The organism is Traorella sp. mt218, from assembly GCF_055420025.1.
In genome coordinates, this window is record NZ_JBVAYM010000001.1 from 192,300 (window position 1) to 215,036 (window position 22,737).

16 protein-coding genes and 2 pseudogenes are annotated in these 22,737 nt (G+C 32.4%); 13 read left to right on the plus strand and 5 right to left on the minus strand.

Features of this window, described 5'->3' with window-relative positions:
- The 6 genes from ACZYT3_RS01035 to ACZYT3_RS01060 all read left to right on the plus strand — a co-directional run bounded on the left by ACZYT3_RS01035 (position 1) and on the right by ACZYT3_RS01060 (position 10,050).
- The gene (locus ACZYT3_RS01035; RefSeq protein WP_464087354.1) at positions 1–2,196 is read left to right on the plus strand and encodes an ATP-dependent nuclease; all 2,196 of its coding nucleotides are present in this window, start codon (positions 1–3) and stop codon (positions 2,194–2,196) included.
- A 1-nt stretch (position 2,197) separates the two neighbouring features.
- The gene (locus ACZYT3_RS01040) at positions 2,198–4,063 is read left to right on the plus strand and encodes a UvrD-helicase domain-containing protein (RefSeq protein WP_464087355.1); all 1,866 of its coding nucleotides are present in this window, start codon (positions 2,198–2,200) and stop codon (positions 4,061–4,063) included.
- A 926-nt stretch (positions 4,064–4,989) separates the two neighbouring features.
- Positions 4,990–6,972, plus strand: coding sequence for a site-specific DNA-methyltransferase (locus tag ACZYT3_RS01045; protein ID WP_464087356.1), 1,983 nt, complete (start codon positions 4,990–4,992; stop codon positions 6,970–6,972).
- Positions 6,973–6,986: 14 nt separating this feature from the next.
- Complete coding sequence (locus ACZYT3_RS01050) at positions 6,987–7,490, plus strand: DEAD/DEAH box helicase family protein (protein ID WP_464087357.1); 504 nt, start codon at positions 6,987–6,989, stop codon at positions 7,488–7,490.
- Between the two features lie 98 nt (positions 7,491–7,588).
- A complete protein-coding gene (locus ACZYT3_RS01055) occupies positions 7,589–8,506 on the plus strand; it encodes a hypothetical protein (RefSeq protein WP_464087358.1) in 918 nt (305 codons plus the stop codon).
- 2 nt (positions 8,507–8,508) lie between these two features.
- Positions 8,509–10,050: a restriction endonuclease gene (locus tag ACZYT3_RS01060; RefSeq protein ID WP_464087359.1), complete on the plus strand. Its 1,542-nt coding sequence runs from the start codon at positions 8,509–8,511 to the stop codon at positions 10,048–10,050.
- A gap of 627 nt (positions 10,051–10,677) precedes the next feature.
- Here ACZYT3_RS01060 and ACZYT3_RS01065 read toward each other — a convergent pair.
- The 4 genes and pseudogenes from ACZYT3_RS01065 to ACZYT3_RS01080 all read right to left on the minus strand — a co-directional run bounded on the left by ACZYT3_RS01065 (position 10,678) and on the right by ACZYT3_RS01080 (position 12,565).
- A complete protein-coding gene (locus tag ACZYT3_RS01065; RefSeq protein WP_464087360.1) occupies positions 10,678–11,160 on the minus strand; it encodes a transposase in 483 nt (160 codons plus the stop codon).
- Positions 11,161–11,188: 28 nt separating this feature from the next.
- Positions 11,189–11,557: pseudogene (locus tag ACZYT3_RS01070) on the minus strand (transposase); the annotation flags it as partial.
- A gap of 12 nt (positions 11,558–11,569) precedes the next feature.
- Complete coding sequence (locus ACZYT3_RS01075; protein ID WP_464087361.1) at positions 11,570–12,031, minus strand: hypothetical protein; 462 nt, start codon at positions 12,029–12,031, stop codon at positions 11,570–11,572.
- A gap of 249 nt (positions 12,032–12,280) precedes the next feature.
- Positions 12,281–12,565 (minus strand): transposase, encoded by a 285-nt coding sequence (locus ACZYT3_RS01080; RefSeq protein ID WP_464087368.1) that lies wholly within the window; start codon positions 12,563–12,565, stop codon positions 12,281–12,283.
- A gap of 344 nt (positions 12,566–12,909) precedes the next feature.
- Here ACZYT3_RS01080 and ACZYT3_RS01085 point away from each other — a divergent pair, with 344 nt between their 5' ends.
- The 4 genes from ACZYT3_RS01085 to ACZYT3_RS01100 all read left to right on the plus strand — a co-directional run bounded on the left by ACZYT3_RS01085 (position 12,910) and on the right by ACZYT3_RS01100 (position 18,474).
- Positions 12,910–15,669, plus strand: coding sequence for an AAA domain-containing protein (locus ACZYT3_RS01085; RefSeq protein WP_464087362.1), 2,760 nt, complete (start codon positions 12,910–12,912; stop codon positions 15,667–15,669).
- A gap of 177 nt (positions 15,670–15,846) precedes the next feature.
- Positions 15,847–17,073, plus strand: a complete 1,227-nt coding sequence (gene pnuC / locus ACZYT3_RS01090) for a nicotinamide riboside transporter PnuC (RefSeq protein WP_464087363.1) — start codon at positions 15,847–15,849, stop codon at positions 17,071–17,073.
- 77 nt (positions 17,074–17,150) lie between these two features.
- Positions 17,151–17,708 (plus strand): elongation factor P, encoded by a 558-nt coding sequence (gene efp, locus ACZYT3_RS01095; protein ID WP_294561896.1) that lies wholly within the window; start codon positions 17,151–17,153, stop codon positions 17,706–17,708.
- A gap of 19 nt (positions 17,709–17,727) precedes the next feature.
- A complete protein-coding gene (locus ACZYT3_RS01100; protein ID WP_464087364.1) occupies positions 17,728–18,474 on the plus strand; it encodes an SDR family NAD(P)-dependent oxidoreductase in 747 nt (248 codons plus the stop codon).
- Here the strand turns inward: ACZYT3_RS01100 and ACZYT3_RS01105 are convergent.
- The gene (locus ACZYT3_RS01105) at positions 18,471–19,730 is read right to left on the minus strand and encodes a methionine gamma-lyase family protein (protein WP_464087365.1); all 1,260 of its coding nucleotides are present in this window, start codon (positions 19,728–19,730) and stop codon (positions 18,471–18,473) included. The two genes, ACZYT3_RS01100 and ACZYT3_RS01105, sit on opposite strands and share 4 nt — an antisense overlap.
- 237 nt (positions 19,731–19,967) lie before the next feature.
- On the opposite strand from ACZYT3_RS01105, the gene ACZYT3_RS01110 reads away from it, so the two are divergent.
- From ACZYT3_RS01110 to ACZYT3_RS01120, 3 genes and pseudogenes are all read left to right on the plus strand, one after another.
- Positions 19,968–20,282, plus strand: coding sequence for a nucleotide pyrophosphohydrolase (locus tag ACZYT3_RS01110; RefSeq protein WP_464087366.1), 315 nt, complete (start codon positions 19,968–19,970; stop codon positions 20,280–20,282).
- On the plus strand, positions 20,279–20,887 hold the full coding sequence (locus tag ACZYT3_RS01115; protein ID WP_464087367.1) for a hypothetical protein: 609 nt from the start codon (positions 20,279–20,281) through the stop codon (positions 20,885–20,887). The genes ACZYT3_RS01110 and ACZYT3_RS01115 overlap by 4 nt, the downstream gene beginning before the upstream one ends.
- 272 nt (positions 20,888–21,159) lie before the next feature.
- Positions 21,160–22,737 (plus strand): annotated as a pseudogene (locus ACZYT3_RS01120) (SrtB-anchored collagen-binding adhesin); the annotation flags it as partial.

The window sequence follows — 22,737 nt, forward strand, 5'->3', positions numbered from 1 at the left end:
ATGAGAATATTAGAGATAAACATCCAAAATTTCCGAAAACTATTGCAATGTCATATAGAATTTAGCGAGAAAACCACACTTTTTGTTGGTGCTAATAATAGTGGAAAAACTTCTGCTATGGATGCACTTGGAAAGTTTCTTGCGGATAGAAATTTTACTTTTAATGATATTACAATATCTGAGCGTTCAGCCATTAATGTAATTGGAGAGAGGTGGATACAAAAAGATTGTGAAGAACCTACCACTATTACAGAGTGGGAATCTTTGATGCCTAAAATGGATATATGGCTTAACGTTGCGAGTAATGAAATGCATTATGTAGCATGCATTATTCCAACATTAAAATGGCGAGGAGGAAAATTAGGTGTTAGATTGGCATTTTTCCCAAAAGATATAGTTAAATTATTTACCGATTATAGAGACGCTTATTTTGCAGCACGTGAAGTAGAAAAAGCAAAAGAAAATGTTGAAATAAGACTGTATCCAATAAATTTAAGTGAGTTTTTGGAAAAAAATCTTAATACGTACTTTTCTATTAAGACATATATTTTAGATGAGGCGAAGGAAGAACAGGGAAATCCACAGGAGACACCTTTTGAAATGGAATGTTTTATAGACAATCCACTAAAGAAAATTATTAAGGTGGATATGATTGATGCACAACGTGGATTTACAGATCCTGATAATACAGATGGAACAATAAGATCCAAGCAACAGTTATCTGAACAAATGCGAGATTATTATGAAAAACATCTTGATCCAGAAAAGTTGCCATCATCAGAGGATTTGGATATTTTACATGCCGCTGAAGAAGCACGAAAAGCATTTGATAAAAACCTTGTTATTAAATTTAGACCAGCAATTCAAGAGTTGGAAGGATTAGGATATCCGGGGATGGCCGATCCTAAACTTACAATTACTACCAAAATGTCTATGAGTGAGACTTTAAAACATGATGCAGCAGTTCAGTATACTCTCAGCAAGAATGATACTACTCTAAAATTGCCAGAAAAATATAATGGATTAGGTTATCAAAATCTTATTTCTATGGTTTTTGATTTAATGAGATTTAGAGATGATTGGATGCGTGAAGGAAAAGCTAAGCAAGCGACGAGAGATTCTGATCGAGCAATTGAGCCGTTGCATATTGTTTTAATTGAAGAGCCAGAAGCACATTTGCATGTGCAGGTACAACAAGTATTTATACGTAAAGCATATGATGTTTTGACAAATCACAGATTTATAAAAGAAAATAGTAACTTTAATACACAATTAGTAATTAGTACTCATTCAAGTCACATTGCAAGAGAAACCAATTTTGCCGATTTAAGATATTTTAAACGCTTAGCAGAAGGTCCAGAAAGTATAATTGCGACATCAAAAGTGATAAATTTGTCTGAGGTATTTGGAAAAAACGATGAAACTGATAAATTTGTCACACGTTATTTACAGGCAACACATTGTGATTTATTTTTTGCAGATGCTGTGATTTTGGTTGAGGGAGCGGCAGAAAATATGTTATTGCCGCATTTCATACGGAATAAATATCCTAAATTATATCAAAGATATATATCAATACTAAGTATAAATGGACGTCATTCTCATAGATTGAATCCGTTGATTGAAAAATTGTGCATACCTACGCTTGTTATTGCTGATATAGATTCAGCTGAAGCAACAGGACATCATAAAGCCATTTGTCCAGAGCGAGGAAAAGGATTTATCAGTAGTAACTATACTATTACTAAATGGCTTATTAAAGAGAAAGATTTAGATAAACTTTTATCACTGCCTTTTGAAAAGAAAGAAATATTTAAAGAAACACCTTACAAATATTCCGTTCGAGTAGCGTATCAAACACCAGTTAGCATTGCTTATGAGGGAAATGATGAGGAAGCTATTGCAAGCACGTTTGAAGATTGTTTGGTTTATACAAATTATCAACTCTTTAAAACGACAGCGACAGACGATACAGGCAGTTTGATAAAAAGTGTAAGTGACGGAATTAATATAGCTGATTCTTTTGAAACGTTTCATAAGGGAGTATATGATACGTTACGTAATGGAAAATCTGATCAAAAAGCTGAATTTGCATTAGATTTGATTTATGCGGTTGATCCGAATGAGCTTATAGTTCCAGCATATATTGATGAGGGATTGAAATGGCTACAAGCATATTTAGATCCAGAGGAATAGGATGATGACAAAAGAAATGTTATTGGAAGATCATTATATAGATGATTATGTTGATGATCATGTAGATAGGGAGATAGAAAGTTGCTTTTCTGCAAGTTCTCCAAATAATTTTTTTGTATTTGCAGGAGCAGGTTCTGGAAAAACAAGAAGTCTTATAAATACGTTGAACTTTTTGGATAAAGAGCAGGGTGAAAAGTTATTAATGAAAGGTAAACAGATAGCTGTTATTACATACACCAATGCAGCTTGCGATGAAATATCCAGAAGACTACAGTATAAATCCATTTTTTCAGTATCTACAATACACAGCTTTTTGTGGGAGTTAATAAAGAATTATCAAGTGGATATAAAAACGTGGATTATGGAATCTGTTCAAAAAGAAATCGAAGAACTGAAACAAAAGCAGACTAAGACAAGCAGAGGTAAAGCAGGTGAAAAAAGAGCAGAGACTATAAAAAAGAAAACGGAGAGACTGGCTAAAATTAAAAGCATACAAAAATTTTCTTACAATCCTAATGGTGACAATGTAGGATATGATTCACTTAGTCATAGCGAAGTCATCAAAATGAGTACGGAGTTTATTGCAACAGAACCGACAATGCAGGATATTTTAACATCAAAATATCCAATATTGTTAATTGATGAGAGTCAAGATACCAAAAAGGAACTAATTGATGCATTGCTTATTGTATGCGAAAAGTATGGTGAAAAATTTATAGTTGGGATGTTTGGTGATACTATGCAAAAAATCTATAATGATGGAAAAGATAATCTTGCTAAGTGTATTCCGGACAATTGGGTAAAACCAGTTAAAATAATGAATCATCGAAGCGCAAAACGTATTGTTACACTGGCTAACTCCATTAGAAGTTCTGTGGATGATCAAAAACAACAGGCAAGAAGCGATGCAGAAGAAGGGACTGTTCGCTTATTTATTACTTCAAAATCAAATAATAAAGAGTATGTAGAAAAAAGAGTAGCGGAGATGATGGTACAGGATACTGGTGATATCGGATGGAATGATGAAGAAGATTATAAAAGTTTGATTCTTGAACATCATATGGCGGCAAGTAGGTTTGGCTTTTCTGAGTTGTATATGCCTTTGAGCAATTCGAAAAAATTTGATACATCATTACGTGAGGGTTCTATTCCAGAATTGTCAATTTTATCAAAGCTAGTGTTTCCACTGTTAGTTGCATATCAGAGTGGAAATGATTTTGAAGTTGCAAAAATTATTAGAAAAAATTCTCCGTTGTTAAATAAAGAAGTTTTTATAACTGGATTAAATAATCAAGTTGAATTATTGAGAAAAGCTGAGGAAGCGGTGGAACTTTTGATGAAACTCTGGAATGATGGAAAAGTTCCAACATGTTTGGAAGTTTTAAAATCCATTAGAGATACAGGGCTATTTAAGGTTGGAAATCGTGTAGATGAAGTGCTGGCTGATTATTCTCAAGATGAAAATGAGAAGATAACAGCTTTACGAACAGCTTTGTCAGCTCCATTTTATGAATTGGAAAGATATGCATTATATGTTTCTGATAACACACGTTTTGCAACGCATCAGGGAGTTAAAGGTTTGGAATTTCCTAGAGTCATGGTTATTTTGGATGATGCGCAGGCGAGGGGATTTTTATTTAGTTATGAAAAATTATTTGGAGTAAAGGCGCAAAGCGATACAGATGAAAAAAATGCGCATGATGGTAAAGACACTAGCATTACAAGAACGGCGCGCCTCTTTTATGTTGCTTGTACAAGAGCAAAAAAGAGTTTAGCTATTGTTGCCTACACAGAAAATGAAGAAATGGTTAGAGATACAGCATTGGCGAACGGTTGGTTCTTGGAAAATGAAATTTATATAGTATAAAGTTGTTTGTGAAAGCATAAAAATAAAAGTTGTCAAATATTTTGTTAGCAGCTATAATAAAGTGGCAACAAATTGGCAACAGAAAATCAGTGAGCCAAAATAATATATGCAACAGAAATAAAATAACGGCAAAAAAGACATAAAACTTAAACAAATATATTTAAGAGTATCTCTGAACTTGCCGAGTTCGAATAGTGTATAATTATAACTTCATATAGTCTATTTTTCTCAATTTTAAAAAATGATGTTAAAATAAGTGCACCTAGTAAAATAGAGATAACATCATGGATTTGGTAAAATACAAAGAAAGAAAATGTTAATGTGAAAGGAAGAAAAAAAACATATGGTAAAGAAAAATTAAAAAAAGTATTCAGAAATGATGCTATTCAATATATGAAATGTTATCCTAAATTTTCCGTGATTTAGGCTATTTGGAATCACTCAGTACAGAATTTAAAAGAATTAATCAGAATCCCATAAAAACTATGGTGCATCGGAAATAACCGATATCTTAAACCTAAAGTAAGGCTATTTAATTTAACAATGGATATATAGGCGTGAGAAAGGTTTCTGAGTATAGTCTGAGTATAGTATATAATGTAATAGTGTATAATGTATTAGACATATTAGACAAAAACAGTCATCAGTAAAGATTTTATCAGCCAACTTAGAAATCTACTGATATATATAGATATATATATATAATAGAGATATGAATATGGATTTGTATATTTGAAAAAAATTCTAGTTCTGTAGTCATGCAAAATCGTAAGATAGAAGCTTAGCCATACATGAAAGAAAAATTACTGGACTGTCTAAACGAACTAAAATAATGATCTCTCAGGAAATTGCTGAAAATTAAAGAAATTTGTCGTTGATAAAATTCAGAAAAATGAAAGATGAAATAAATGCAGGAGGAGACTATAATGAATAAGATGAAAATGGAAACACCAGACATGACTGCGGAGAATATAGAGAAAATTGCAGCCTTGTTTCCAAATTGTGTTACTGAAATGCAGGATGAGAACGGTAAAATCAAACGTGGAATCAATTTTGAAATGCTTAAACAGATGCTCTCTCCAGATATAGTTGATGGCGACGAGTGCTATGAGTTTACATGGGTTGGCAAGAAAGCTTCCATTGTGAAGGCAAATAAACCTATTCGAAAAACTCTGCGTCCTTGTCCTGAAGAAAGCGAGGACTGGGATACAACTGAAAACCTTTATATTGAAGGAGACAATCTTGAAGTGCTCAAGCTTTTGCAAGAGAGCTACCTAGGCAAGGTAAAGATGATCTACATTGATCCACCGTATAATACAGGGAAAAATTATATTTATAGAAATGATTATTCTCTTGATAAGGAGGATTATGAAGAACAGGCAGGGATAATTGATGATGAAGGCGCTAAACTTGTGTCTAATCCTGTTGGTTCAGCTCGATTTCATTCTGCGTGGATTTCGATGATGTATTCACCATTACTTGTGGCAAGAAACCTTTTGTCAGAGGATGGTATATTAGTATGCGCCATTGATGAAAATGAATTATTTTCATTAGGCACAATATTAAAAGAGATTTTTGGAGAGGGAACTTATGATCATGTTTGTGTAACAGTCATTCACAATCCTCGTGGACAGCAAGGGAAAAATTTTTCTTATACAAATGAATATGCAATATTTGTTTTTCCAAAGGCATTAAAGGTTATAGCAGATAGAAAAATTGATGATTCAGATATTGATTGGTCTCCTTTAAGAAATTGGGGAAGTGAATCTGAACGTACTGATGCAAAAAATTGTTTCTATCCTATACTTGTGAAAGATGATAAAATCATTGGGTTTGGAGACATTTCTCCGGACGACTATCACCCTAAACAAACTGTAAAAGTGGGTGATATATACTATGTATATCCAATTGACCGACAAGGTATAGAACGAAAATGGAGATATGCCCGGCAGACAGTAGAAAGTATATGGAATATGTTGCGTCCTAAAAAGACGGCTACTGGTTATGATATAGAAATTGGCAAAACATTTGGCATTCAGAAATCTGTTTGGGATGACAAAAAATATGATGCTAATGAGTATGGAACAAAACTTGTGAGTGAATTGATTCCTGGTGGAGGTTTTTCCTTCCCAAAGAGTTTATATACAGTGTATGATTCAGTTGTTGCAGGTACTGCTAATGATAAAAACGCTATAGTTATGGATTTTTTTTCTGGTTCAGGAACAACAGCTCACGCTGTAATGAAACTCAATGCAGAAGATGGTGGTCATAGAAAGTTTATAATGGTGCAGTTGCCAGAAGATCTAAATGAAGCTATTTCTCGACCTGGTTTGGATGCACGATTAAAAGCTAACATTGTTACAACAATGAAATATCTAAATGATCACGGGTATGAACCCACTATCTGTAGTATTGCTAAAGAGCGTATTCGTCGTGCAGGAGAGAAAATCAAGAAAGAAAGTCCTTTAACCACTCAAGATTTAGATGTTGGCTTCCGTGTTTTTAAACTTGATGATAGTAACGTGAAAGATGTATATTATTCTGCTGATGAATATGATCAAAATAGACTGTTCAATATGGTCTCTAATATTAAAGAAGATCGTACGGATTTAGATCTATTATTTGGTTGCCTTTTAGATTGGGGTCTACCTATATCTATGCCATATACATCTGAGATAATCGAAGGATGTAATGTTCATATCTATAATGATGGTGATTTAATTGCATGCTTTGATGAAAATATTTCGGAAAGTGTTGTTAAAGAAATTGCGAAACGTAAACCGTTGCGTGCTGTATTCCGTGATTCTAGTTTTGAAAGTAGTCCTGAAAAAATAAATGTTTTTGAAATCTTTAAGCTTTATATGCCAGAAGATGCTAATGATATTAGTAAGAGAGTACGAGTCATTTAAGGAGCTGAGGATGAATGAAATTAAAATTTAAACATCAAAAATTTCAAGCGGATGCTGCAAAAGCTGTAGTGGATGTTTTTGCGGGGCAGCCTTACCTAACACCTTCTTATATGATGGATAGAGGTATTAATTATCAACAAACACTTACTGAAAATGAGGATTATACTGGTTGGAGAAATGAGCCAATTATCCCCGAACTAACCGATAAAAAGATTATGGAACAGTTAAATAAAATTCAGCGAATCAATCAGATTGAACCATCTGTTAAATTAGAGCGTTCAGAGTCCTGTAAGTATAATCTTACAATTGAAATGGAAACAGGGGTTGGGAAAACATATACCTACATTAAAACTATGTATGAATTGAATAAACACTATGGTTGGAGTAAATTCATCATTATTGTGCCAAGCATCGCCATTCGTGAAGGTGTTTATAAATCTTTTCAAGTAACTCAAGATCATTTTGCTGAAGAATATGGAAAAAAATTCGTTTCTTTATCTATAACTCTGCTCAATTAACTGAAATTGATCGTTTTGCTTCTGATAGTTCGATCAATGCAATGATTATCAATTCTCAAGCTTTCAATGCTCGTGGAAAAGATGCGCGAAGAATTAACATGAAATTAGATGAATTTCGTTCTAGACGTCCTATCGATATTATCGCTAGAACTAATCCGATTCTTATTATTGATGAACCACAGTCTGTTGAAGGAAAGCAGACAAAGGAGCGTTTAAAAGAATTTCATCCGTTATTAACATTACGTTATTCCGCTACGCATAAATCAGACAGCATTTATAATATGGTCTATCGATTAGATGCAATGGAAGCCTATAATAAGCGATTGGTTAAGAAAATTGCAGTTAAGGGTTTTAGTGAATCTGGTAACACTGCGACCGATGGTTATTTGTATTTAGAAGAAATTAACTTGTCAAAAGCAGATCCAACAGCTACAATCGAATTTGATTTTAAAGGTGCAACAGGAATCCGAAAGAAAATAATGAAAGTTGGTATTGGATTTAATCTTTATGATAATTCCGGTAATTTAGATGAATATAAAAATAACTTTGTTGTTAAGCTTATCGATGCTCGGGACAATTCAGTAGAATTTCTTAACGGTGTAAAAATGTATGCTGGTGATGTAGTTGGTAAAGTTAGCGAAGATCAACTTCGTCGGATTCAAATACGTGAAACCATCCTCTCTCATATTGAACGGGAACAGCAGCTTTTTCATAAAGGCATAAAAGTATTGAGCTTGTTCTTTATTGATGAAGTAGCTAAGTATAAACAGTATGATGAATTGGGGAATCCATATAATGGTATATATGCGGATATGTTTGAGGAAGAGTATACCAATATTGTAAATAATTTGCAACTTAAACTTGGTGATGATGAGTACATTAAGTATTTAGATTCAATTTCTGTTCATGATACGCATGCTGGTTATTTTTCTATAGATAAGAATAAAAAGATTATTAATAGTAAACTCAGCAACAAAAAGCAGGCACATCAGATGATGTTGATGCTTATGATTTAATTATGAGAAATAAAGAATTTCTTTTGGATCTAAATCCGAAGCGTTCACCAGTTCGATTTATATTCTCTCACTCTGCACTTCGCGAAGGTTGGGATAACCCCAATGTGTTCCAAATCTGTACTTTAAAGAAAAGTAGTAGCGAAGTACGTAAACGTCAAGAAGTAGGGCGTGGTTTACGTCTATGTGTAAATCAGGATGGTGAACGAATGGATGCAAATATATTAGGAAATGATGTTCATTCAGTAAATGTATTAACTGTTATTGCAAGTGAAAGTTATGACAGTTTTGCCAAAGCTTTACAATCTGAAATTGCTGAAGCAGTATCTAATCGTCCTGTTGCTGTTACTGCAGATCTTTTTAAAGGTAAGACTATCAGTGATATACAGGGCAACAAACTGCTAGTGGACGATAAGATTGCAGGATTTATCTATTTTGATATGGTCGTTAATGGTTATGTAGATAGAAATGGATCTTTAACAGATAAATATTATGAAGACAAAGCAAATAATTCTATAAAAATGTCAGAGGAAATTGATGATTATACAGTCTCTATTATATCTATAGTCGATTCCATTTATGATAGTCGTACGATGCTACCAGAAAATGCTCGTGATAAAAACGTGGAATTACAAATTGATCCAGACAAGTTGAAGATGCCTGAATTTAAGTCTCTTTGGGAAAAAATTAGTCCTAAATCTATTTATATAGTAGATTTTGACACAAAAGAATTGATTGAAAAGGCAATCTCTTCATTGAATCGTAATCTTCATGTATCTAAAATATTCTTTAAAGTAGAGACTGGTGAGATGAATGATATTAAGTCAAAGGATGTTCTACTAGAAGGTGGTGCTTTCAAAAAAACTATATCCGCGACTTACAATTCACAAAGAAAAATTTGGGTAAGCAACAGTGTTAAATATGATCTAGTCGGTAAACTTGTTGCTGAAACGGGATTAACACGAAAAGCTATTGTAGATATTCTTGTTGGAATTGAGAAAAATGTTTTTGATCAGTTTAAGAATAATCCAGAAGAATTTATTATCAAAGCTGGAGATCTAATCAATGATGAAAAGGCAATTGCTATCATTCAGCATATTACTTATGAAAAGTTGGATGAATGTTATGATACAGATATTTTTACAGAAATAACTATCAAAGGAAAACTGGGTACGAATGCAATGAAAGTGAGAAAGCATTTGTATGATTATATCGTGTACGATTCTATTAATGAACGAGATTTTGCATACGATTTAGATACAAATAAGGATGTTGCTGTCTATGTAAAGTTGCCTGACAGATTTTATATTTCTACACCAGTTGGAAAATATACTCCAGATTGGGCAATCGCTTTTTCTGAAGGATCAGTGAAACATATCTACTTTGTAGCCGAGACAAAAAGTTCAAAGAATTCAATGCAACTTCGCTTAATTGAAGAGTCTAAGATTCATTGCGCGAGAGAGCATTTTAAAGCAATATCGAATGGCAATGTTATTTATGATGTTATAGATAACTATCAGTCTTTATTAGAAAAAGTGATGAGATGAAGATTATTAATATGAGTATTCTCTAACTTTCTGCATAATTATTAATAAAAAATATCGTTATGTACCAAATTTTAAAAATTAAATTATCATAAATAAGGTTGGTACCTGTATTGTAGAGGATTTAAACTAGTAAGTGGTTTATAAAGAAGAAAACAGATAATTTCAAGTGTGATACTTAATTAGCATCTGTTTTTAGGCATAGCACCAAGTAGTATGAATGAACGATTTGATGGTGCCATTAGTGTTGGTATTCTATGCTAAATGATATTAAAAAGTTATCGAATTGCGACAGTTTTTTAGAATTATGTGGATCAATTTGATGACGATAACTTCATCTCAGGATGAATCTCCAAGATCATATTGAGAATCTGTCTGAAATTTACGATTCTGCCTAATCTTCTGTTGTATCTTTCAGGATTGTCTAAAACGATCTGCTATGGTAGTGTTAAGTAATTGCGGATAATTAAAAAGTGAAATGAAAATAACTGAATGAGACAATTAATAAGGGCGCTTTAAAAAATAGCGGGGAAAAATAAAAAAACCTTTAAATATTAGCGGGGTGAATTTACCCCGCTAATATTTTAAAGGAGTCTAATTTCATTCTAAAAATCAATCATTAATTAAGGGTTATTTATATTTCCTGTAGGTGTCTCTTTTGGCGCCTTTTCTTTTGACTTTTGTCTTCTTTTCAGTGATAGAGTAAGTTTCATACAGGTTCTGTGAATAAAGAAACTTGTTCCTTGTTCTCTCAAAATTAGTGAATCCGTTGGCATTGCTGATAATCTTTTTTATGTAAGTGTTCTTTCCTTCAATAGGTCCGTTTGATAAACGCCTTTCATCAATCCATACAAATGAATTTAAGAGCTCCTCCTTCCAGCTGCGAAGAGTTCCCGCGCATTCCTTCATTTCCTCAATGCCTGAATCAAGCATATCCTTGAAAAGCCTGTTCAACTCTTCTTCTTTTGTCTTCCGCTCGGTAAAACGCTTCCTGTCGCTGTTATTGAAGCGAATAAATCTTTCCTTTAGAAAGTAAGCCGCTTTTAGATGATCATCCGTTTGAAGCAGCAGATCTGTCAGGTCTCTTTCTGTGATGGAATAACCAAGAATCATATCTTTTTTCTTCTTTTCAAATTCCAGTTCATTTCGATTTTTTCAGCAACAGTTCGTATCTGTTTTTCAGAAGACTGTAGGAAAGCATGTCTTTGTTTTCTTTCTTTCTGCGCATGATCCGTTTTCTAAGGCTGTTCAATGCATCATTGACTCTTTTAGTAGCATGGAACGGATCAATACAGACAGCAGCATTGGGGAAATACACAGAAGTAATATCCCTGTAGTTGCGATACATATCAATGATGATATACCGAACAGCTTTTCTTTTCTGCAAAGGGATGGAATGGAAATAGGCACTTAAATGTTGGACATGTCTAGATTCAAAAATATCGAGGATGACTTTCTTATGGAAATCCATCATGATGAAAGCATATTTATAGCGTGAGCGCCGGTTGAAATAGAATTCATCTCAGCAAAGGATGTCTGTTAAGTGTTTTCTAGAAATCTGGACATGTTTATCAAAGATGTCGATAACCGTACCGACCGAGAGTCCATAAGTGGACGCAACAGAAGAGAACGTGGAATTGTAAGGTTTCAAAGCATCCAGCACATAGATAATCGTGGAAGAAGCTACCGACTTGCGCCTGCTGCCGAAAGGATGGTTTTCCACAAAAGATTTTCCACAGTGTATGCATTTCAGACTTCTTCGCTTATAATAGACAGTAGAATTGAAGCGAATAAAGATCTTCATATGGAGCTTACGGATCTTATAGTCTTTAATGAAACGAGTAAGGGAACCACAATTCGGACAGATATGGTCTTTGAGCTTCAGAGTGATGAGGAAATCCTCATTATGAAAGGAAGAAATAGATTCAATGGAATCAATTTCTTCCTCTTTTAAATTTAAAGCATGAATGATAGAATGATTCATAGCTACCTCCTTTGATAAGAATGAAATAGACCAAAAAAAATCTATCAAAGAGAGGTAGTTTTTTTAACCCCATTTAAAATTTAAAGCGAAGAAAGTTCCATCCCACTCAAAATTTAAAGCGGGGGGCATTTCCCACGATAATTTAATATACCGAAAAAGAGATGACAGGTATGAAAGTGATTTTCATGGAACTGTCATCTCTTTTGTAATATGCCGAGATCTGTATATAAAAATTATAATATATGAAAATTATGTGTTTTGCTTCTTATGAGAAATTCTTGATCTTCCTTCACGTTTGTCGGAATGAAGCGTTTCTGTGATGGAATAGTATACTTTTGGATTCAGTGAGAAAATGACTCTTTTTCTGAAACGCACGAAATTGGAAATGCCTTTAGAAATGGCAATATAAGTCTGCAGCTGTCCGTTGATGTTTTCCGACAGGGCATTGCTGAGCTTACGGTCATCATAAGGACGTTGAAATGAGTTCAGTATCTCCTTTTTCCAGTTGGACATTGTTGTGATGAAGGAAGAGATACTACTTTAAGATCCTCGATTTCATTTTCGTTGATATTGAGAGGATTTGTGATAAAATAAATTTGAGCAATTCCAAATGATTTAATATTATATGTTATATGGGATAAATGCTTTTTAGGTTTGAGACAATTAAATAGTAAAGATATTTATGATTCTAATAGTAATTCAAAGTTAAAGTAAAAAATAAACTCAAAGAAATGAAATTTACATAGGATTTATACGATATTAATTGTTTGTTTAATGATTTTATTACTTATAGTAATTTAATTTAGATTAGAGTTGTATTTTTCTAAATTGTTTGAATTACAAATCTATGATCGAATAAGAAAAAAGGATAAATTATTATGAATAATGATAATATGACAGAATACAAAAAGCTTATTATAATAAAGGGTGAAAATAAGACGGATGAAATAGTAAGTTATCAATTTGACCCTGTTAAAAATTATATTAATATTAAATTTTATAATAATAAAAAAATATACTCTTATGCAAAAGATTCTGTAAAAATAGAGAAGCTATTGAGGTATGATTTAAAGGAAGATGAGATTTATATTATCGATGGTAAAGTTACTGAAATTGATAGAATGTACTTATCTGAAAGCTATGCCTTTGTTTATTTTAAGAACGATTTAAAGGGAAAAATGTTTAATAGAGGGACTATTAAAATAGAAAAGAATCTAACCTTAAATTATCATGAGTTGTTAGAGTATTATAAAGAAATAGCAAAAATAAAAGATAATGACAGTAAAGAATTTAGTAAAGATTATTTAGGAAATCAATTAAATAGAATTGCTATAGGAGAAAATAATTTATTAGATATTTATTTTTCTAAAAAAATTCATGAGATCCCCTTTAAAAATGATGATCCCATAATATTTCCGTTTGGTACTAATTTAAGTCAAAGGAAAGCAGTTATTAACGCTTTGAATAATAGAATATCAATTATTCAAGGCCCACCTGGTACAGGAAAGACTCAAAGTATATTAAATATAATTGCTAATTTAATAATAAGAAATAAAACAGTTGCTGTGGTTTCAGGGAATAATGAAGCAATAATAAATGTTTTAGAAAAAATGAAAAAGAACAGCTATGATTTTGTGCTATCTTTGTTAGGTAATAAAGAAAATAAAGAAAAATTTTTCAGTTCTCAAAAAGATTATCCATTGGAAATAAGGAATTGGAAAATACCTAACGAAAAATTAGTTGAGTTATTATCACAAATAAAAAAACATGAAAAAAAATTAACGACATTATTAGCATATAATAACAAAAGTGCTGAATTGAAGCAAATGTTATTTGAATATCAGCATGAACAAAAATATTTTAGCGAATATCTTGAAAATCAAGATGTTGAAAAATTAAAGAAGTTGCATTTTTTTCATTTAAATAGTGATAGGATTTTAAAATTATTGATTGATATTGATCCAGAAATAGTAGATTTGGATAATGTAGTTGTAAAAATTAAAAATCTGATTAAATATGGTATATATGATTTTAATCAGTATAAAAATATCAATTCAATTATTTTGGAGTTGCAAAATCAATATTATAATGAAAAAATATCTGAAATTCAAAATGAAATTACTATGATTGAGGAAACTTTAAAAAACAAAGATTTTGAAGAAGAACTTTCTTTGCTGGAACAAAAATCAAAAAAATATTTTCAAGCTTTTTTAGCTTGTAAATATGATAACAAAACTAGAAAAAAGTTTAATATAAATAATTATTTTAAAAATAGTAATTTTGATGAGTTTATGAATGAATACCCAGTTATTTTAGCAACCACACATTCAATTTCAAATTCAAAAAACTATAATTATAAGTTTGACTATGTTATTATAGATGAAGCTTCTCAAGTCGAATTGGTTCCAGGAATCATTGCTCTTCATACTGCTGACAATGCAGTAATAGTGGGTGATTTAAAACAACTTCCGCATATACCTAATGAAAAACTTACTCTTGAAGATTATGATGCGTTAAGAGATAAATATCATGTGAATTTTGAATATAATTATTATCATAATTCACTATTGGCATCTTTTGATTATATTTTTGATAGTAATATTAAAGTAATGCTATTAGAACATTATCGTTGTAATAATCGAATCATAGAATTTTGCAATAGAAAGTATTATGAAGGAAAGTTAATTTGTCTTTCAAATAAGCAAAATAAAGATTCATTAATTCTATTAAAAACTGTTCCTGGAAATCACATGAGATTTGGAAAGAATGCAGTAAATAAAATTACAAATATTAGAGAATTAGATTCTTTAATGGATGAAAGTTTTATGAGTGAAGCAGGTATTGATGTTCGAGAAAATAAATCTTTTGGATTTATGGCACCATTTAGAGGACAAGTAAATGCTTCAGAAGAAATTTTATATTCAGATTTCCAAAAAGATACAGTTCACAAGTTCCAAGGACGAGAATGTGATGTAATCTTATTTTCTTCTGTTTTAGACAAAAAAGGTGCCTCGAGTAAACTCATGAAATTTGTCGATGAACCTCATCTTATCAATGTTGCAGTATCTAGAGCAATAGAAAAATTTATTCTGGTCTCAAATGTCGATGTTTTTGTAAAAGCGAATAAAGAATTGGGAGATTTGATTCGATATATGCAGTATTATCAGGAAGATACTTTACTTTGTGAAAGCAGGGTTCGATCCATATTTGATTTATTGTACTCAGATTATTCTGATAAATTAAAAGAGATGCAAAAAAAAAAAAAATGGAAAAGATCAAAATATACATCAGAGAATTTGTTATATTCATTACTTGATGATATGTTAGATTTTAGTAAGTATAAGTATGGTAAAAATGTGAATTTAAAATATATTATTAAAGAAGAAAAATATTTTAATGATAACGAACTGAAATATATAAAAAATGGTGCTAGTGTAGATGTATTGATTTATAGTAATTATGACAAACAACCAGTGTTGGGTATCGAAGTAGATGGATATGCTTTTCACGAAAATAATCCCAAACAAAGGAAGAATGACGAATTGAAGGATCACATATTTGATAAAATAGAGATTCCTTTACTAAGGCTAAAAACTGTTGGATCTAAGGAAAAAGAGAAAATTGAAAAATACCTTTAATTTGAAATCTATTAAACCATATTCATATATACGAATAGATAAAAATTTAGTTTAAGATAAGTTTAATGTTTATGTCACAATTTTAATTTTATGTAAATTATATACCACATTCTAAAAAAAAAGTTTATAATAGTGTGGCGCATAATAAAATGCGATTCATTAGAAAGAGGGTATGATATGATTCAGTTTTTTAAACAAAACATGGAACCTAAAAAGGGGTTGAGAATTTTTGAAGCTATCTTTTCAATTTTATTATATATTGTTTCTATTGTTTCAATCGGATATGGGGCGATTGAAATTAATTCTCATGTTGATGAAATTCAATTTGTTGAGACTATAGAAATGACAAGAGATACAGAACTAGAAGATTATAGTGAGGATAACACGATTTGTGATGTTACCTATAGAAATGGTGATAAGGAATTAGTTGTATCTTATACATATGAAGAATATGAAAAATTAGAGAATGATACAATTACAGCATATGAATTTGAAACAGATAATGGAACAAAATTATATTTTGACCATCAAGATATTAGTGATGATGAAGTACAGTATTCTTATCAACAAGTAAGGGCAAATGAATTAACACAACTCTTTAATTTAGGAATTGCTTCTTTTATTTTGATGTTATCAGTTTTGATCATGATGCTATTTTCAAAGCAGTTTACTACATATGAAAAATCATGGTTTATGTCAATTATGGTATTGGCAACGATCATCTCAGTTTTTTTTCCGGAAGAAAGCGCCAATGGTGTCAATGGAATTGTCATCATGCTGCTTTATCTGTTAGATACATTCTTGAATATTCTTTGTGAGTTATTGATTTCGAAACAATCGAGATATAATTTCCTTGTTTCTGTTTTAGTAGAAATTGTGGAAATTATTTCTTGTATCGTTTTAATGTATCGATTCGCAACAATGGCAACGACACTGTTCTTCTGGCTGCCAATTGATATTATCAGCTTTATAAACTGGTCAAAACACAAAGATGATGAAGAGAATGAACTGACCGTGGTTCGAAAACTAAAAGGTTATCAGGAAGTCTTGGTTATTTTAGGAATCATTATCTGGACAATTGTTGTTGGTTATCTGATCAGTGGATTAGATATCGCAACTGATTTTTATAACAATAAATCATTAGAAACTGCAATTATCTACATTGATGCCTGTGCATCGGCTGTAGGTATCGCAAATGGATTGTTTATTTTCTTTAGACTTCGTGAACAATGGATTGCATGGTACATTTGTGCATTCCTTGAAGCAATTATAAATATTGTTTCCGGGCAGTATGTTTTATTAGTTTTAAAACTAGGCTATTTCACAAATACTACTTATGGATATATCAAGTGGACTAAGTATATTCAATCACATACAACAGAAAAAACGCTACAAATATCCTAATAAGTCTTGAGGAATAAGCTTAAAATTGTTAAAATGAAATATGTAAAGAAAAAATGAAAGGTTAGGAGAGAAAAATTATGGCAATTTCAGCAGGAGATTTTAGAACAGGATTAACTTTGATCGTTGATGGTGATCCTTGTCAGGTATTAGATTTTCAACATGTAAAACCGGGAAAAGGAGCTGCTATCTTAAAGACAAAGATGAAAAATTTAAAGACAGGTTCAGTTCAGGAGAGAAACTTCAATGCTTCTACTAAATTTGAACCAGCAAATATTTCCAAAAAAGCAGCTCAATATTCATATATGGCTGATTCTACTTATTATTTTATGGATCTTGAAACTTATGAAACATATGAATTGACAGAAGATCAGGTAGGTGACAACAAATATTACATCATTGAAGGTGCAGAAGTTTCACTGATGTTCTTTGAGGGATTGCTTTTATCCGTATCGGTTCCAGAAAAAGTAGAATTGACGATTACACAGACGGATCCGGCAATTAAGGGTGCACCATCTAATCAGACAAAAGATGCTGTTACAGAAACCGGATTATCATTACGTGTTCCTCAGTTCATTGAACAGGGAGAAAAGATCGTTGTGTTTACAACGGATGGTAAATATGCAGGAAGAGCTTAATTAAGCTCTTTTTAAAATTATGAACAAAGTTGTCTTGATTAGCGGTGGCGCTAAAGGAATAGGGAAAGCAATTGCTTTAGAACTTGGAAAACAAGGTTATGATATCGTCATCAATTATTTAACTTCTGAATTAGAAGCTCATGCACTAAAAGATAATATCATTGAAAATTATGGTGTGCGATGCTTGGCTATTCAGGCTGATGTTTCTAGGGAAGATGAAGTAGATGAAATGGTATCTTTGATTGAGTCAAAATTAGGTGGTGTTGATATTCTGATCAATAATGCTGCAATTGACTTATCAAATTTGTTTCATTTAAAAAATGCTGATGAATTTAGAAAGACATTGGATGTAAATGTCGTTGGTGCTTTTAATTGCAGTAAAAGGGTTTATCGACATATGTTAGATCAAGAATATGGAAGGATCATCAATATCTCTTCAACAAATGGTATCAATACATATTATCCAATGTGTATTGATTATGATGCATCAAAGGCTGCATTAATTTCATTAACGCATAATCTTGCTTTTGAATTTGCACCATATATTCATGTGAATTGTATTGCTCCGGGTTTTATTGGTACAGAAAATGAACTGGATGGATATGATGAAGAATTTTTAAAAGAAGAAGTTGATAAAATCATGGTCAACCGATATGGTGATCCTAAAGAAGTTGCTTATTTAGTTAAATTTTTAATAAGTGATGAAGCTGATTTTATCAATAATACGGTCATTCGAATCGATGGCGGACAAAAAGGAAGTTGTTAATCCAACTTCCTTTTCATGTTTGTTAATGCAAGTAAAATAGATAGTTTTCCATATTCAAAGGTTAATCCGCCTTGCATGTATAGTGTATAAGGTTCAATGACTGGTGCATCGGCACTTAATTCAATGGTACTTCCTTGTGTGAAGCTTCCCGCTGCCATGACTTCATCAAAAGGATAACCGGGCATAGGAGCAGGTAAAACACGTACGAATGAATCAATAGGGCTCGTTTGTTGAATCCCTTGAGTAAAATTGACTAAATTCTCTTTTGTTTTTAATTCCAGGGTTTGAATGATGTCTGTTCGTGGTTCATTATATCGCGGAGAAATATTTGAATATCCTAATTTTTCTAATATATAAGATGTAAACACAGTTGTTTTCAAAGCATTCTTCACTGCATTAGGAGCCATAAAGAGACCTTTGAAAAAAGCATTGTTTAAGTTGAAATTAGCCCCAAGACTTTTTCCAATGCCGGGAGCTGTTAAACGCTCGGCAACCATATGGATCAGCTCATGATTTCCCGCAACATATCCTCCGGTAGGTGCAATTCCACCACCGAGGTTTTTCATTAAAGAGCCAACAACGACATCTGCGCCAACATGGCCCGGTTCTCTTGTTTCTACTAATTCTCCATAACAGTTATCAACCATGATAATGACATCCTGATTCACTTCACGTATTTTAAAAATAATACGCTCAATCTTTGAAATAGAGAGTGATTTACGATGTGAATATCCTCTTGATCGTTGAATTTCAACAAGTTTAACGTTGTTCTCTTTCAATCGTTCAATAATTCTTTCATCATCAAAATCATCATCAATCAATTCAATTTGTTCATAGTGAACACCATTCGCCTTTAATGATTGACTTGAATGACCAATGATACCAATCATTTCCTGCAGTGAATCATAAGGAGCACCAGATAATGAAATCATTGTATCCCCGTGTTTTAATAATGCAGAAAGAGCTAAGTAAATAGCATTTGTACCACTCATGATCTGTGGACGTACCAAAGCATCTTCACAGCCGAGTACCGTAGCAAATATTTTTTCTAATTTATCTCTGCCTTCATCATAGTTTCCATATCCATTGATATCACTAAAATCTGAATAAGAAACTCTATTTTCTATGAAAGCAGATAAAATTCGATTCGAATTTGATAAACAAATTGTATCGATCTTTTTATAAATATCTTTTAATACTATATCCGATTCTTCAGCTAGGGCAAGAAGTTCAGGATTGATTTGTTCGAGTATCATAAAAAACCTCCCATAAAATAATTCCTTGTATATTATACACGAATCTTGATGATTTGCATTGATATCTATAATAAAATTAATTAATTTAGTGGTAATCATAGGGTAATGAAATAAATGATTTATAATGACCAATAAATATTTTTAATATTAGTATTTCAGAGGAAGGAAATCAAAAATGACCTACTAATTATTTTAAAAACAATGTATAATTTATTCATAATTTAAGGGGGAGTGTTAATGAAAAACGTTATTAAAGAAATTATTGATTTCAATAAGGAAAGAGATTGGGATCAATTTCATTCACCAGAAAATCTTGCTAAATCAATTGCGATTGAAGCAGGTGAATTATTAGAATGTTTTCAATGGAATAATGATTATGATAAAGAGGCTGTTTGTGAAGAATTAGCTGATGTAGTTAATTATTGCATTGTTATGGCTGACCGTTTAGGAGTAGATTTGGAAGAAATTGTATTAAATAAATTAGAAAAAAATCGTCAAAAATATCCAGTTGAAAAAGCGAAAGGAAATTCAAAAAAATATACAAACTTATGATAACGTATCAAGAAACAAAAAAAAGATTCTTAGATGATGTAAAACTGGATGTAATTGAAGAAAAAATTGAAAAAAAAGTGTTTGAAAAGTTACACAAAAAGACAGCATATAATGAAGTCCAATCATGGATGAATTCTATGCAATATATGTATAAAGTTATGGAGGATATGAAAATTCCAGATGATTGCGAAATTGCAATTGAATATCGGATTCCTAATTCGAATAAACGAGTAGATTTTATTATAAGTGGTGAAGATGAAAAAGGAAGAGAAAGTGCAGTTGTTATAGAATTAAAGCAATGGCAAGAAGTAAAAAAAGTTATGTCAAAAGAAGCTATTGTTAAAACAAGACGACATGGAAAATTTGTTGAAACAACACATCCTTCTTATCAAGTTTGGTCTTATGTCAGCATGATTGAAGATTATAATGAGGATGTTAGAAAAAATAAAATAAGGTTATATCCTTGTGTTTATATGCATAACTATCGACCTCAAAGAGATGATGATTTAATTGACATTTGTTATGATTTTTATATTGATAAAGCACCTATTTTTACACGTGGAGATACAAAAAAACTTGCTGATTTTGAAACAAAAACACAATAAAAATCTGATTATCAGCTAAAACACAGTATCTATCAGCATTTTCAAGGAAACAAACACATCAATTTACTACTTATTTACTACTAACGAATGAGCCTTGATACGCAAGTTTTCCTAGATATGCAAAGATATGGTACAGCACATCAGTATTGAAACAAGAAAAAATTGAATAACTCATAGACTATGGAACGCCTAACATGACGTTCCTTTTCTATTTTCAGCCGTTCTTATTGGACGGCTATTTTATTACCCAAAATGAAAGGAGCATTAGATTTATGAAAAAGATGTTAAAACGATTGTGTACGGGCTTCTTAGCTCTTGCAACTGTCGTTACTGCTTTACCAACTACACCCGTTCATGCTGAAAGCAAGCAATACTGGACGGAAAGTGCAGAGCGTGTCGGTATCATTGAAAAAGTAATGAATGACGGTTCTATCGGTTCGACATTCAATGAGGGCATGATGAAAGTTGAGGGCGAAACTGCCTATTGTATTGACATCAATACAGATTTTAAGAATGGCTACAAGACCAGAGCTGACGCAAGTTCACGCATGAGTGCCGACCAGATTTCAGATGTGGCGTTATCCTTAGAGTATGTTAAACAGTATAGCGAAGCTCACAAGGAACTGAACTACAAGCAAGTCTATCTGTTGGAACAATGTGTTGTCTGGCAGAGATTGAGCGTACATCTTGGCTGGCAATGTGATAACGTGCGAGCTTCTTATGATGAAATTCCAAAAGCTACGCAGGACGAAGTTTTCTCTGGTGCAAAAGCCTTTGTCAAAGAGAATAAAGGACGCTATGAATGTGGCGGTTATATCTACTCTGGCGAGGGGCAGGAATTGGGACAATTCTGGGCGAAATTAAATGTCGGAAATGCGAAACTGCAAAAGACTTCCAGTAATACCAGCATTACAGACGGTAACGGGAATTACTCAATCGCTGGTGCAACATACGGTGTCTTTGCTGATAAGAACTGCACGAAACAGCTTACCACCCTTACGACTAATGAAAATGGAAATACGGACGTTGTAGAGGTAACGGCTGGCACAGTCTATATCAAGGAATTATCCGCACCGGCAGGATATAAAGTAGATAAAACAATCTATCCATTGACAATCAAAGCTGGCGAAACAGCGACTTTGAAAGTATCTGATACACCAAAGGTAACAGACACTTTGATTGAGCTTTTTAAGATTGATATGGAAACACAGAAAGACAATCCGCAAGGAAACGCTTCTTTAGCAGGTGCGGAATTTACATGGAAGTATTATGCTGGCTTCTATACGAAAGACAATCTCCCTGCCGAAGCTACTCGTACATGGGTTACAAAGACAATCGCTGAAAAGGACAGCGACGGCACAATCCATTATGTTACAAAATTAGCGGACACATATAAAGTATCTGGCGACAGCTTTTATATGCAGGACGGAAAAGCCGTTCTTCCACTTGGAACGCTAACCGTTGAAGAAACAAAAGCTCCAAACGGTTACTTGTTAGACGGTGCATATATGCAGGCTGGCGATAAGTCCGAACAGATTAAGGGCTTATATGTAACACAGATTACCGAGGACGGCGACCTTGCTGTATTGACTGGAAGTAACCAGTTTTCTGTATCAGACAAGGTTATCCGTGGTGGTGTCAAAATTCAGAAACGAGATTTAGAAACGGGCGATACAAAGCCACAAGGAAGTGCCACTTTGAAAGATACTGCTTTTGACATCATTTCCTTAAATGATAATGCGGTATTGGTTGAGGGCAAGCTATACAAGAAAAATGAAATCGTAAAAACTATTCGTACAAATATTGAGGGTATCGCTTCTACTTCTGCTGATCTCTTACCTTATGGAAAA

Coding starts and splice junctions, on each gene's coding strand:
- ACZYT3_RS01065 (WP_464087360.1), bottom strand. CDS start 11,160: ATGATTCTTGGTTATTCCATCACAGAAAGAGACCTGACAGATCTGCTG.
- ACZYT3_RS01085 (WP_464087362.1), top strand. CDS start 12,910: ATGAATAATGATAATATGACAGAATACAAAAAGCTTATTATAATAAAG.
- ACZYT3_RS01055 (WP_464087358.1), top strand. CDS start 7,589: ATGAAATTAGATGAATTTCGTTCTAGACGTCCTATCGATATTATCGCT.
- efp (WP_294561896.1), top strand. CDS start 17,151: ATGGCAATTTCAGCAGGAGATTTTAGAACAGGATTAACTTTGATCGTT.
- ACZYT3_RS01115 (WP_464087367.1), top strand. CDS start 20,279: ATGATAACGTATCAAGAAACAAAAAAAAGATTCTTAGATGATGTAAAA.
- ACZYT3_RS01060 (WP_464087359.1), top strand. CDS start 8,509: ATGAGAAATAAAGAATTTCTTTTGGATCTAAATCCGAAGCGTTCACCA.
- ACZYT3_RS01045 (WP_464087356.1), top strand. CDS start 4,990: ATGAATAAGATGAAAATGGAAACACCAGACATGACTGCGGAGAATATA.
- ACZYT3_RS01100 (WP_464087364.1), top strand. CDS start 17,728: ATGAACAAAGTTGTCTTGATTAGCGGTGGCGCTAAAGGAATAGGGAAA.
- ACZYT3_RS01050 (WP_464087357.1), top strand. CDS start 6,987: ATGAAATTAAAATTTAAACATCAAAAATTTCAAGCGGATGCTGCAAAA.
- ACZYT3_RS01075 (WP_464087361.1), bottom strand. CDS start 12,031: ATGAATCATTCTATCATTCATGCTTTAAATTTAAAAGAGGAAGAAATT.
- ACZYT3_RS01105 (WP_464087365.1), bottom strand. CDS start 19,730: ATGATACTCGAACAAATCAATCCTGAACTTCTTGCCCTAGCTGAAGAA.
- ACZYT3_RS01035 (WP_464087354.1), top strand. CDS start 1: ATGAGAATATTAGAGATAAACATCCAAAATTTCCGAAAACTATTGCAA.
- ACZYT3_RS01110 (WP_464087366.1), top strand. CDS start 19,968: ATGAAAAACGTTATTAAAGAAATTATTGATTTCAATAAGGAAAGAGAT.
- pnuC (WP_464087363.1), top strand. CDS start 15,847: ATGATTCAGTTTTTTAAACAAAACATGGAACCTAAAAAGGGGTTGAGA.
- ACZYT3_RS01040 (WP_464087355.1), top strand. CDS start 2,198: ATGATGACAAAAGAAATGTTATTGGAAGATCATTATATAGATGATTAT.